The following is a 13,369-nucleotide window of genomic DNA, read 5'->3' as shown; positions in this document are numbered from 1 at the left end:
TATGAGCAACCTCCGTTGGCTGATAGCTGATAGCTCATTGCTGACAGCTAATGGTTATTTCTTCAGCAAATCCCGAATTTCCCCCAACAACTGCAATTCCGTAGGCGCTCCACTCACCGAAACCACTTCCTTCTTTTTCGCAGTATTGATCGTTTTGACGATGAAAAACATCACTACAGCAACCACGATAAAATCTATACTTGCGGTTACAAATTCTCCCCAGGCAAGAGCCACTTCCGGGCGAGAATCCGTCGCTGCATAAATGACGAATTTGTAGTCGTTGAGGTTGACTCCACCCATCAACAAACCCACCAAAGGGGCAAACATTTTTTCCACAAAAGCAGTAACCACCTTACCAAAAGCGGCGCCCATTACAAAGGCAATGGCCGTTTCGATCAGATTGCCTTTGAGTGCAAATTCTTTAAATTCTTTCCACATGGTGTTCAATTGGTTTGGTAAAAAAAATCAAATATAAGGAAGAGGCTCGATTCCAAATTCGTAGTTTGCAGGCCAAATGAGCTTGTAAATGAAAAAAACCTGGGTACTCTACGGAATCGTCATCGCTTTGTTGGTGCTACTGGGCTGGTGGGTGCTGCAACAAGGACAGGTGCTGGAAACGCCCAACAATTCTGTAACCCTGGTACAGGATGCTCCAATGCATTTTTGGGACTCCATCCTGGAAGGCATAACTCACCCACTAAGCATTTTTTTACTGCAAATTCTGACCATTCTCAGTATTGCCCGCCTTTTAGGCTGGTTGATTGGCAAAATGGGGCAGCCTAGTGTGGTGGGGGAAATTGTGGCGGGAATTCTGCTTGGGCCCTCTTTACTGGGCTGGCTGGCCCCGGATTTCTCCAGTTTTTTGTTTGCACCCAACTCCCTGGGTAACCTGCAACTGATCAGCCAATTAGGTCTTGTGCTTTTTATGTTTACAGTGGGCATGGAACTGGATTTAAGGATACTGCGCAAATCGGCACTGGATGTCATCTTTATCAGCCAATCCAGCATCATTGTCCCTTATGTGGGCGGGATTGTACTGGCCTGGATTTTGTACCAAAACTACGCCCCTGCCGGGGTGAGTTTTTTGGCTTTTGCCCTGTTTATAGGAATTGCCATGAGCATTACGGCTTTCCCGGTGTTGGCGCGGATTACCCAGGAACGAGGTTTGAACAAAACGCCCTTAGGCAGTTTGGCTTTGGCAGCAGCAGCAATCAATGATGTTTTGGCCTGGTGTATCCTGGCGGCGATAATCGCCTTGGTGCGTACCGGACCTGCGCACAGTGCTTTGTTGACGATTGGGCTTTCGGTATTGTATGTGTTGTTCATGTTGTACATCGTTCGGCCCTTATTGGCCAGGGTGGCCAATCGTTTTTTTAGCTATGAGACGATGAACCGCACGGTGATCGCGGTCATTTTTGCGGTACTGCTGCTTTCGGCCCTAATGACTGAAATCATTGGGATTCACGCGCTTTTTGGTGCTTTTTTAGCGGGAGTGATCATTCCTCAAAACGAAGCATTCCGCCACGTGATCATTAATAAAATTGAAGATTTAACGGTGGTGCTTCTTTTGCCACTGTTTTTTGTTTTTACCGGCTTGCGCACCCAAATCGGGCTACTTAATACGCCAGAATTGTGGCAAACCTGCGGCCTGATCATCCTATTTGCAGTATTGGGTAAATTCATCGGCAGTGCTATACCCGCTCGGATCAGTGGCCAAAATTGGCACGACTCTCTAGCCTTGGGTGCCTTGATGAATACCCGAGGCTTAATGGAGTTGATTGTACTTAACATTGGTTTTGACCTCGGCATTTTATCCCCTGAAGTATTTGCCATGATGGTGCTGATGGCTCTGGCGACCACTTTTATGACTGGGCCAGCACTAAATGGTTTGCATTGGTTTCAACAGAAATTTGGGTATAAGCCCGATGCCATTCCAGTGCTACCGGAGGAAACCCAACAGACTCCTTTTCGTTTGTTGATTTCTTTTGGACAACCGAGAGCAGGTGCCCGCTTGTTACAATTGGCGCAACAATTGCACATTTTGGGCGAAACCCATGCCCTGCATTTTACACCCAATGCGGATATTTCCATTTCCGAGGCCGAAATTTTTGAAAAGGAAGGATTTGAACCCATTTTAGGTTTGGCCGACCGGTACCATCTTCCAATTCAAACGCATTACAAAGCCAGCAATAACGTACCCCAGGAAATCATCCAACACGCCAATCGGGGAGCTTATAACCTAATGTTGATTGGTAGTTCCCGTCCCTTGTTTTCGAGTGATGAAACGGGGGGTATGGTGCAAACTTTTTTTGAGGGCATAGATTGTGCTATTGGGGTGCTGATTGACAAAGGTTTTAGCCAAATCAAAAAGGTGCTGATGGTGTATTATGATGAGCAGGATGCACATTTGTTGAAGCTGCTGCATCAATGTTTTGAACGGGAACATATGCCGCAGTTCAAGGTACTGAGTTACGCAGAACCAACTGAAGTAGCCGCTCCCTACGTGGAAAAAGGCAATTGGGTGGTGCAAACCAACCTGGAGATGAGTAGCTTTCGGGAGTACGACCTCTTGATTTTGAGCCGCAATTTTTGGGAAATCATCAAATTGCAGCGCTACGAACTAATGGCTTATGCTCCATCCATCCTGATCCTCCATCCTGGCAATGAGCCCAAGGATTGATCATCTTTAATCCGTAAATCGGTTCATTGTTTGACCTCCAAACTGCCATCCACGGCACTAAAGCGGATATTGGAAAAGTCCTGATTGGCCGTAAAGCCATGGCTACGAATGGTATCCTTGCGGGTGGTAACCACTACAAAACGATTGGTAGAAACTTGCTGATCCCGCTCATTCCAGGTGAGTTCGGGGGATTCCAGTTTTTTGCCATCCACACTTTGCCAGACTACGCTATCCCGCACCAGCGTTACACCTTTGTATTCGTAGCGCACGGCGTATTTGGCGGTGAGTGTGCCCGCCAGGGCGCCATAAGTGTTGAAAAAGTCTACTTTGATGCCTTTGATGAATTCCTGCCGAGGGTCGTCGCTCACCAGGTGGCGCAACATCACCGGCCCACGAATGCGCACCCGGATTAGGGCGGAGTCGCTATAGAGCATGTCAACGTCTTTAATCCGCTCAACGGAGACATCTTCTTTGGAAAAAACTTCCACTGCCTCGTTATTGCCATTGCAATTGTACAAGAGCAAACTAAGGATGCTGAGGAAAAAAGTGAGTGTGCGCATGTATTTTGAAATATTAGGATCAATCCTAGGATCGATGTTGAAACAGTTTTGCTGCCCCTATTTGTTTATTGACCATTTAAACCTTTCAATTTTTCCACTACCTCGGGCATGCCCGGCTTTAACTTCAGGGCTGCCTGATAATCAGTGATTGCTCCGGCATTGTCGCCTTGCATTTGTTTGGCCTGGCCGCGGTTGAAAAAATGATAGGGGTCTTGCGCATCTAAAGAAATGGCCTTGCTGTAATCAGCTTGAGCAGCCGGGTAATTGCCTGTAAGCAAATAAGCGTAGCCCCGTGCGCCATAATTAGCCGCTTTTTCCAGCAGCGAATTTTTGATCACGAAATTCAAGTCGGTAATCGCAGCCTGTGGATTTTTATTCAAAAGGGCGATCGAGCGGTTGTAGCGCACGCTGACATTGTTGGAGTCCAACTTCAGCGCCTCATTGAACATGCTCACTGCTTTATCAACTTGCCCTTGGGTGCCATAAGCATTGCCCAGCCCTTCGTAAATCGAGACATTCTGGAAATTGTTGCGCAATGCGGCCTCAAAGTCGGCAATGGCCAGATCGATGCGGCCAGTTTTGCCGTAGTAGTGGCCACGAATTTTGCGCGGCTCGCCTGCATTAGGATACAGCTTGATGACATTGGTCCAGAGGGTATCGTGGTTTTGCCAGATGTCGACTTGCGCGCGGGTGCGGAGCATAAAAAAGACATTGAGCCCGGCAATGACACCCCATAATACGTATTTGCTGGACGGAACCTTGCGGATTAAGGCATCGAGTCCATACCCCAGCATAAAAAACAAACCGACATAAGGCAGATAGGTGTACCGATCCGCCATGATCACGGCCCCAACCGAAATGACCTGCAAAACCAGGGCGATGCTGAACAAATAAAAGCCAAAACCAAAGAGGTAGATTTTGTTTTTGCGGGCATTCCAAAGGCTCCAGGCACCAACGGCTATGGTGAAGACCAAACCCAGCAGATATACCCCGCTCTCATTGCCTTGTTTGACCACATCCAAATTGGGATAGGGGTAAAAAGCAGACAAATTGAAGGGTAAAAACAACTTGACGATGTACATCATGAAGCCATAACCGGCAAACTTGAGCCGTTGAAAAAAACTGAACACTTCAAAATCTGCCAGGGCATCGTTTTTTTCAACCATGCCAAATGCCCCATAAAAGCTACCACCATCCTGCACATCCAGCGCAATGAGGCCAAACAATATCGCCAAAGCGATGAAAGGAATTTTTTCCAAAATGTTGCCTACACTCAACAGTTTCCGCCCCTGCCAATAGTCGAGCAAAAAGAGAATCGGCACCAGCGAAACCGCCATCGCTTTGGACAAACAAGACAGCAAGAAGGCAATCAAGGCAAGGCCCCACCAGAGGCCAATTTTCCCTTTGTCCAAATGTTTCAAATACGCCAATGCTGCCAGCAAAAAGAAAAACACATACAACACATCCTTGCGCTCAGATACCCAGGCTACCGACTCCACATGCATGGGATGCAAGCCAAAACCCAGGGCGGTTACCAGCGCAATCAGCGCATTTCGCTTGCTCAATGCGAGTGCAAAGAAAAAGACCAAAGCCGTATTGATGACGTGGAAAATGATGTTGAAAGCGATATACGAACGGGCACTTTCAATGCCGGAATTGGCGGCGTTCCACCACAGGGTAGCCATGGTCAGCGGGTGGTAGTTCAAGGAGACTACCGAACGCATCAGCACGTTCAGGTTTTCAGAAGTGGCGGGATTGAGGTAAGGGTTTTCGGTGACGTAGGTGGGGTCGTCCCAGTCGACGAACTGGTTGTCCAAAGCCCGGGAATAGGCAATAAAGACCCAAACCGCCAGTAAAGCGATCCATAGCCAGGTCAGCGGCTTGCTACCCTGTTCTGTGTTTGAGGTAGAGATGCGATTTATCGCGTCTTTACCTCCCGCCGTCGGTTTGGCCTTAGGCGGATTGGGACGATTGGGGACGGGCTTTTTTTTAGGTTTGGACATGGTGGCGCTGTTTTGCGCTGTGAAATTACAAAGTAAGTGAAAAGTGAAAAGCGAAAAGTGAAAAGCAAGTACAGCATTGGACTTCTACCGCTTAATTTTTCACTTTTCACTTTTCACTTTTCACTTTTCACTTACTTCGTCCACGCCAAATACCCTCCATCCAAATTGTAAATTTTTTTAAAGCCCATTTCTTTCAAAATATTGGCTGCATTGGCGCTACGCATACCCGAACGGCAATACACGGCTACTGGTTTTTTGGGATCCAGTTTGGCCGCCATGGTTTTGAATTCCGCGTTTTTCACGTCGATGTTTTGAGCTCCCTCGATGCTTCCTTCGCTGAATTCAGCAGGAGTGCGCACATCTACCAATTGTACTTTTTTGGATTGGATGGTTTTTTTGAAGGTCGCCACATCTTGGGTGATGATGCCTGGCGATTGAGCTTGAACACAGGAAGTCAAGCCGATGAGTAGAAACAGGGAAAAGATTGTTTTCATGGTTGATGATTTCGTAGGGGCACCCCTCGCGGGTGCCCTTGATTTGATGATTGGGGCAACCCTTGCGGTTGCCTGCAATGGGGCAACCACACAGGATTGCCCTTACAGAAATTCCGGGCGGTATTCAAAATGCATCGAATCGTAATGGTACCACTTACCACCCCAGATGAAACCATGTTTTTCAAACACATCAACAACCTGCTTGGGGATACTGTTTTTGTAGCCCAATTTGGCATCTTCGTTGGTGCATTTACAATCCCATTGCCAGTAGTGGGAGTATTTCACGTTGATGTCGATGGTCATGCCAAAGCTGTGCATGCTCAGGCGATTGGTGCCCTTGATGACCCGCCAAAGGAAGGTGCCTCCGGGGTTTTCCAGGTATTGTTTCAGGCCGGGGAGTTGATCGAGTTCGGCAGAAATGGCTTCCAGCTTTTTGTCTACGCCGTTCACTTTGGTCACCATGATTTTGGTTCCGATGGTTTTGGGTAGCCATACGATTTCGCGCAGGTTGGCGCGTACCTCTTCCTGGGTATTGCCGTACATTTTCATGTAAAAGGGCATAAAGCGAATGCGGCCGGGGTCGTTGTTGACCGGCAGGCCATCCTTACCCGGGAATTTGGAGGGATAGTCGTACCGAAACTGGTCTTCCAAGTCCGGCTGATCGAGCAAGTCCTGAAAGCTTTTATTTTTTTTCCCATCATCATAACTGAATACGGTGCCATCTTTCAGCGTGATGCTGTTGGCGTCGGCTTTGACGATGAAATCGGGGTAGGCTTTTTGGAGGCGTTGAATGCCTGCGGGAAGTTCAGGTGGATTGGGGATGGGCCAGAAAAAGGAAATGAAGAGAAAAAGAATTGGCATGTTTGTTTTTTTACAAAAATAGGGAAAAACAGAAAATATTGTTGTGATGTTACACCCCATCAAACACCTTATCCTGCCCCCATCTTTCCGACAATATTTTAAAAAACGCGGGCCGATAACTCTGGCCAATCGGAATTTCGTGTTTGCCAATACTCACCTGATGCCGCTCAACCACATTCAAATGCCGCAGCGAAATGATGTAGGACTTATGGATTTTGCAGAAAAAATCGGGCAGAATTTCCTGCACATCCTGCATGTTTTGTCGGCTAAGGATTTTCCGATCCTGGGTGTGAAACACCACGTAGTTTTCACTTTTTTCCAAAAACAACACCTCTTCCCAGTTCAGGCGGTAGAGTTTGGGGCCACTTTTGATGAAAATTTCCTGTGCAGTAGGGCTGCTTTCGATACCAGGACTGGCACTGATCGGAGCTTCTTTGCAACGACCACACGCCTGCAAAAAACGTTCAAAAGTGATCGGTTTAACCAGATAGTCCAGCGCTTCCAGCTCGTAGCTGGCCACGGCGTATTCGGAGTAGGCGGTAGTGAAGATGACCTTGGGTTTGTCGGGCAAGGCGCGGTAAAATTCCACCCCGGAGATTTGGGGCATGTGAATGTCCAGCAGGAGCAAATCGACAGGGTGACTTTGCAAAAATGCCAGTGCTTCCAATGGATTGCGATAAGTACCTACACATTTCAGCCAAGGCAAACGGTTGACGTAGTTGCTCAGCAGCTCAATGGCCTTGGGTTCATCGTCGATGATCAGTACTTCTTTCATTCGTCCAAACTAAGGCTAAGGTGGATAGAGAAATAATCCGCTTCGTCCACAATCCGCAGGGTGTGGCGGTCTGGGTACAGGAGCGCCAAGCGTTTGCGGACATTTTCCAACCCAATGCCCTCCTGATTCAGAGAAGTAGACACCTGTTTGGTGTTCTTGGTGTTGAAATACAACATCCGTCCTTCCACCGTCACGTCAATTTTCACCATCGACTGCTTGGTCACATCGATGCCATGTTTGAGTGCATTTTCGACAAAGGGAATCAAAATGGCTGGGGCAATCATTTTTCCATCCATCTCCCCTTGGGTATTGAGGCTGATGATCACGTCGTCGTCATCACTCAGGCGCAGGTGTTGAATTTCGATAAAACCGCCGATCTGGTCAATTTCCCGGCGCAGGGGCACTTTTTCAGCATTGCTTTCATAGGTGAGGTAACGCATCAAACCAGCCAGGGAAGCGATGCTTTGCCCCAATTCCTCCTGGTTTTTTTCTACTGCCAATGCATACAAACTATTGAGCGTATTGAACAAAAAATGCGGATTGACCTGAGCTTTGAGGAAAGCTAACTCTGTCGCCTGTTTCTCTGCAGCTAGTTTGCGGGTGGTCATTTCCGTTTCGTACCAAATACGGGAGAAACGGATCACCGCCGCGAAGAGCATCACCGAAAGGAATACGAAGAGGTTTTGCAGGTTGGGCAGGTAGTAAAAAAAGTAAAAATTGTACCCCAGGTCCTCCATAAATTCCGAAAAAACCCACAACAACATCCAGGAGCGATCCAACAACCAATGGGTGCCAACCAATAAACTAAACAAACCTGCATAAGCCAGGTAATTGCGTTGCTTGACCAGATAACGGGGGATCAAAAAATAGTTATTGAAATAGGTAGCCGCCATCAGCAAAGGCAGGCGAAACAAGCTGGCCCAGGCAATATTAGAGAACTCACAATCCATATTCATCCACAAAATGGTTGTCCACAACCAGATGATGGCCCAAAAAAGGATATGCTTGGCGATTCTCTTAATCATGAACTCAAAGGTAAGGATTTGGGGCTAGATGCCGCAGTATCTGCAATCAATCTAGGCTTTTTGAGGTCAAAAACGACAAAAATGTGATTCTTGGTAACTATTTAGCACCCATCCACCTGCGGTGGATTTTATAGTCAATTTTTTCACCACAAAGGCACAAAGGCACAAAGACACAACATTTTAGAGCTTAATGTCTTTGTGCCTTTGTGCCTTTGTGGTGAAAAATTCCGCCGCAGGCGGCTGCTAAATAGTTACGATTCTTGTATGAATTCCGTTTTTTTTACCTGGAAAAACCAAAATACGGCATTTCAGCCCCCGATCTAAGGGTTTGACCACAAAAAAAACACCGCAAAAAAAATGATTTTAGTTTTGTTTCAAGAAATCACCTGAAAACCATGCCAGCAAGTTTTCATATTCATCCAAACTTCGCAGCGCTCCCACTGGGGCGCTTTTTTTTTGCCATAAAAAAAGGCTGACCCAAAGATGAGCCAGCCTAGCATATTACACTCTTAAAGACAATTATTTATGAAGATCGGTATGCAATCGAGTGGTAGTTTTTACTGTGTGGCCCCAGGAACACCCGGGCATAAATGCGAATGATCGCCAAGCCATCAATGATGAAGCTCAAGGCCACGAACAAGGCTAGAACCACCTGATTTTCGTGGATGTGGCTAAAAATTAAATCCTCCCCGATAAAAGTAGGCGTGATGGGAAACCCAGATAAGGCCAGGCAACACACAAAAAACAGAAATGCCGCCACTGGGTGTTCGTAAACGTGCCCATAAAAACGATCCAGATTAACGGTTTCTCGTTTTTTGAGCCAGTTGAGGATGACCCAACCCCCAGCACCTGCGATGACCACTCCACTCAGGTAGATGTAGACCTGCAAAAAATCAAACTGCTCGTTGTAAGAGGCCGCCAAGGCAATCCAGAAATGATTCATGATAACTAAGACCCAGCTGAGTCGGGCGTGGAGGCGTTCTGAGAAGGCTTTCAGCACCATGATCAATCCAAAGAAGGCAAAAGTGACTGGCAAATAAGCATGAGCAGTGGGAGAAATAAACCCTTCTGCAAAATGCAAAAAGTACAAGCCTATGAGGTAGGTAGGGATGAAAAACCAAAGCAGGAGAGGGAGATTGAGGAAGTCCATTTTTTTACCCAATTGCTTCAATGGATTCCACAAATACTGGTACATGAATGCATCCAAGTTCCACTCCTTGATGCACATAATGTACAGGGCATATTCCATTTTATTGGACAACAACTTACCTTCCATCGACTTTTGCCGGGGGATAAATTTGTAAAACTGCTCTTTGATCAAATAACTCACGATGGAGGGTGAAACCAGCAGTTGGTAAGTGCGCAAGAACGCATTTCCGGCAAAGTGAACCAGTGCCAGAATATGAAAACCTGCTGCCACTTCAACAAAAATCAAACCAATCTGCGCAATCGAAGCATAGGCCAACTGGCTTTTTACCGAAGATTGGACCCTGGCGACTCCGATGGCAATTACCGTAGTGGCTAAACCTAATAGGGCAATCAGGATGCGTACCGAAAACTGATGCTCCCAAAAAGGAAAGGTGCGGAGCAAGAGGAATACGCCCAAGTGTACTGATAAAGAGCCGTAAAAAATCGCACTGGAGGGAGTAGGGCCTTCCATGGCGCGTGGCAGCCAGGAAGAGAAGGGCAATTGTGCCGATTTCGCCGCTGCGGAGATTAAAATCATCACCGAAATAAAAACCCCAATCCAGGTATGGGACTGCAATTGATCACTAACCAACTGAAAATTGTCCAACTTTTCAAAAGTGATGCTTTCATGCCACAAGTGATGACTCATCCACATGGCCAGGATCAAGCCCACGTCGCCGATGCGGTAAATGGAAAAGATTTTTACCGCATTTTTCACTGGCAAATAGCGGTCGCGGTAAAATGCAATCAATAAAAAAGAAGCAATCCCCAGTATTTCCCAACCTATAAACAAGGTTTCGAGATTGCCCGAGAAAATGGCAATGTTGTAACCTATGTAGAAAAAAAGAATGGTATTGAAAAAGCGTTTGTAGCCCCCCTCGCGATGCAGGTAATAACGGCTGTAAACGGTCACCAAAAAGGTTAAAAACGCCCCGGTGAGCAAATACACCGCAGTGATTTTGTCGAACATCAAAGTAAAATCGAACTTGTATTGGTCGGTTTGTAGCAAGGTAATTTCTTTGGTTGTTTGTAACTTATGGTCCCCCAACAACCAAAAGATGGTGAATCCAAACGCAAACAATTCGTGTAAACCAATCGTGAGGAAGGTAATCCAGGACATGGTGTCCTCCTTCTTGTCTGGTACAAACAAACTGATGCCATAGCCCAACAAGGGCAAGAGAATAAATATTGGCAATAATTGATCCATCATCTTAGTTTTCGGCGATTAGATAAACCGGGAAATTCTCCGCGTGGGTTTCAAACAGCGGCACCATATCGTCAACGGTTTCCAAGGTCTTGGTGATTGGCTCATAGGGTGTAAATTTCCCATCTTTAAACCGGGACATCGCTTTAGTCTCCGGATGGACCACCACCAAATTTACCCATTCGTTGATGAACCACTCAAACGTAGCGGCCGATCTTTGGATACTGGTCAACACTACTTCTGGGTAATGTTCCACAATGATGAGCAGCCGCAAAGGATCGTGCACCTCCGTCATTTGGGTGGGCAAACCCGGCCGCAAATCCCCGTCGATCCCGTTGGCTACGCCAAATAGGCCCATTACGTTGTGTGGCAATTTGGAACCTGCCCCCAATTTCTGGTCATCTACCCGCGAGAAATAATACTCCAGGTTGATCCCGCCACATACCGGAGCGGCAGCATTCAGGATATTGGACAAATATTTACCTTCAGGGTCAATTTGGTAATCGTAAGAGTTGAGGAAGGAGCGACGATCCAGAAACAAACCGCGCGACAAATGCCTGCGCCCCACTATACAAAGGGCGTTGGTGGCGTGGTTGAGTTCGGGGCGCGGCTCAAACAAGGACACCGAACGCAACAACACCTTATCGTGTACTTTTAATGGCGATTTACGGGTATCAATGTAGTCAAAACGCCGGGATCTTTCCTTGGCATTGGAATCAAGGGCGTTTTCAAAAATGACCTCGTTCTGGGTATGCAATTCAAAATTGATGGGCGAAAGGTCGTATTCGTCATAAAAAACGATTTCATCCCGAGTGGTATCGTGCAAACCACCTACAAATTGGGTCTCTTTGGGAATGTGCAAGCCACGCTCAGCCAGTTGAGCCCGTACCTCAGGGTGATTGGCCATGTAGCTGAACACCCGCGCATTAACTGAGCCCGCCCGGCCACTACAGGCACCACAATCGTAAGCAGCGTAGTAGGGGTTGTTGAGGCTACTGGCACCGTGCCCGACGATGTAGATCAGCGATGCAAAATCCTTGACCATACCGATGCTTCGCAACACGGCTTCGACCCGGTTCACCATCTCTTCAACGGTATACCCCACTTGCAAGCCCTGGTGTTTTTCGGGATGCTCGCCACATTCGACGGTCAATTTGGAGTACTTGTCCATGTGCTTCAGCGAAGAAGCCGTAGCTGGGCTCATGGAGGGCCGGAAAATGTTCCAGAACAATTTTAAGGCAGCCCAAAAACCCAGGGTTTGAGAAACCAACCAACCTCCGATCGAGGAATGGCTGTGTTTATTGAAATACAGATCGCGCTCCAGGCGATTGCTGGATTCTTCTTCCCGAATCAGGTACTTGGGATTGACGGGAGCAGGGCAGGATTTGGTCAAAAACTTCCCTCCTTGTGGTTGAAAGTAAAACTCCACACCAAAAAAGCCAGGCGTACCAAAAGTTTCACAATTGGGATCCATCAACTCCAGGTAACGGCGCAGTGAACATTCCCGATCATCAATGCAAAAAACCGCTTGAAAACTCTTGTCTTTGATGACTTTGTTGCTGACTTGCTCAATTTGAATACCCGCCAAAACTTGATCGAAATAACTCCACTCAAAAGCTTCCTGCCATATGCTGAGCACTTCGTTTTGTTCGGAGTAAGGGATTTTGTCAAAAAGCGGCTGGGGGCGTTCTTTGAGTTTGCTGCCCAGGGGTTGCCAATCTTTACCTTGTACAAAATCTAGGGTATCAATTTCCAGCAACAATTCAAATACAATCAGGTCATGTAAGCTGATTTTGCGGGTGTCCAACAGCGTCTGTGGTTGGTCTTCTACGGTTGAAATCATGCCCGACCAGCCCTGGTGTGCAAATTGCTGATCGTAGAGGTAATGCTCAAATAGTTGTTCGTCCCCTACCAGAATTTTCAATAGCTCGCTGATTTCACACTTTGAGCCCAAGAGCAATTCCTTGGCCCGTTTGCGGCGGAAAATACTCACCTTGCTGTGCCGCTCCATCCGCCGGATGGCTGATAAAAACCCTTTTTCGTTCACCGGGAAGGGCCAGATGGAAATGCCCTGATCCATAAAACTGCACAAGAGGCGGAACAGAAATGGATGCACCAGGGAATCCATATCCAGGTTGTAGACCCGCTTCCAGTGGTCTCGCAACTCCCCTATCCGGGGATCAAATTCTTTGGGATAATCGTTTTTGGTCAATTTCTGGAGCCACTCGGCGTGTTGTGCCTGCCCTTTGCGCTCCACAATCACTTTGTCCAATACCTGGCGATTGATGCGCCCTTTCTGGAACAAATCGCGAAACTCTTGAAGGGAAAGACTGACTTTGTAGCCAAAAATCGTGGCTGCTTTTTGGGTGCCTTCTTCAAACTTGAGGTGCTGGAAGGCGTGCAGGGTGTTGTGGTGCACGAAGTCTTTCAGGGGAGCCTGCGCAGGTAGGTAGTGCTTGAGCTCATGTACAACCTGATGCTCATCAAACCCCTTTTGCAATTCAATAGAATGACTCATCGCGGATGATTTTTCTTAAAGTAGTTGTGGTGCCTTCGTTCGGGTCAAAGCACAAAAAATC

At 47.2% G+C, this 13,369-nt stretch carries 10 protein-coding genes; 1 reads left to right on the top strand and 9 read right to left on the bottom strand.

All coding sequences use genetic code 11. The features are described 5' to 3' along the window. Positions 1 to 54: 54 nt before the first annotated feature. Positions 55 to 438 (bottom strand): large conductance mechanosensitive channel protein MscL, encoded by a 384-nt coding sequence (mscL, locus tag ACO08K_RS18915; protein ID WP_421797976.1) that lies wholly within the window; start codon positions 436 to 438, stop codon positions 55 to 57. A gap of 88 nt (positions 439 to 526) precedes the next feature. On the opposite strand from mscL, the gene ACO08K_RS18910 reads away from it, so the two are divergent. Continuing rightward, the gene (locus ACO08K_RS18910) at positions 527 to 2,680 is read left to right on the top strand and encodes a cation:proton antiporter (RefSeq protein WP_421797975.1); all 2,154 of its coding nucleotides are present in this window, start codon (positions 527 to 529) and stop codon (positions 2,678 to 2,680) included. A 23-nt stretch (positions 2,681 to 2,703) separates the two neighbouring features. Here ACO08K_RS18910 and lptC read toward each other — a convergent pair whose 3' ends face one another. The 8 genes from lptC to ACO08K_RS18870 all read right to left on the bottom strand — a co-directional run bounded on the left by lptC (position 2,704) and on the right by ACO08K_RS18870 (position 13,308). After that, positions 2,704 to 3,240, bottom strand: coding sequence for an LPS export ABC transporter periplasmic protein LptC (gene lptC, locus ACO08K_RS18905; RefSeq protein ID WP_421797974.1), 537 nt, complete (start codon positions 3,238 to 3,240; stop codon positions 2,704 to 2,706). 65 nt (positions 3,241 to 3,305) lie between these two features. Next, complete coding sequence (locus tag ACO08K_RS18900; RefSeq protein WP_421797973.1) at positions 3,306 to 5,243, bottom strand: tetratricopeptide repeat protein; 1,938 nt, start codon at positions 5,241 to 5,243, stop codon at positions 3,306 to 3,308. Between the two features lie 131 nt (positions 5,244 to 5,374). Continuing rightward, positions 5,375 to 5,737 carry a rhodanese-like domain-containing protein gene (locus ACO08K_RS18895; RefSeq protein WP_421797972.1) on the bottom strand — a complete coding sequence of 121 codons (363 nt, stop codon included), beginning with the start codon at positions 5,735 to 5,737 and terminating at the stop codon, positions 5,375 to 5,377. 102 nt (positions 5,738 to 5,839) lie between these two features. Beyond that, positions 5,840 to 6,598, bottom strand: a complete 759-nt coding sequence (locus tag ACO08K_RS18890) for a M15 family metallopeptidase (RefSeq protein ID WP_421797971.1) — start codon at positions 6,596 to 6,598, stop codon at positions 5,840 to 5,842. A gap of 49 nt (positions 6,599 to 6,647) precedes the next feature. Continuing rightward, positions 6,648 to 7,373 carry a LytR/AlgR family response regulator transcription factor gene (locus ACO08K_RS18885; RefSeq protein WP_421797970.1) on the bottom strand — a complete coding sequence of 242 codons (726 nt, stop codon included), beginning with the start codon at positions 7,371 to 7,373 and terminating at the stop codon, positions 6,648 to 6,650. Next, the gene (locus ACO08K_RS18880; protein ID WP_421797969.1) at positions 7,370 to 8,398 is read right to left on the bottom strand and encodes a sensor histidine kinase; all 1,029 of its coding nucleotides are present in this window, start codon (positions 8,396 to 8,398) and stop codon (positions 7,370 to 7,372) included. Before ACO08K_RS18880 ends, ACO08K_RS18885 begins: the two co-directional genes overlap by 4 nt. A gap of 523 nt (positions 8,399 to 8,921) precedes the next feature. Further along, on the bottom strand, positions 8,922 to 10,793 hold the full coding sequence (locus ACO08K_RS18875; RefSeq protein ID WP_421797968.1) for a proton-conducting transporter membrane subunit: 1,872 nt from the start codon (positions 10,791 to 10,793) through the stop codon (positions 8,922 to 8,924). Between the two features lie 4 nt (positions 10,794 to 10,797). After that, positions 10,798 to 13,308: a YbcC family protein gene (locus ACO08K_RS18870; RefSeq protein WP_421797967.1), complete on the bottom strand. Its 2,511-nt coding sequence runs from the start codon at positions 13,306 to 13,308 to the stop codon at positions 10,798 to 10,800. Between the last annotated feature and the right edge of the window lie 61 nt (positions 13,309 to 13,369).

Source organism: Haliscomenobacter sp. (assembly GCF_965225875.1).
Classification (GTDB): Bacteria; Bacteroidota; Bacteroidia; order Chitinophagales; family Saprospiraceae; genus Haliscomenobacter.
The sequence above is the reverse complement of the archived record's forward strand: the minus strand, read 5'-3'. Positions and strand labels throughout refer to the sequence as shown.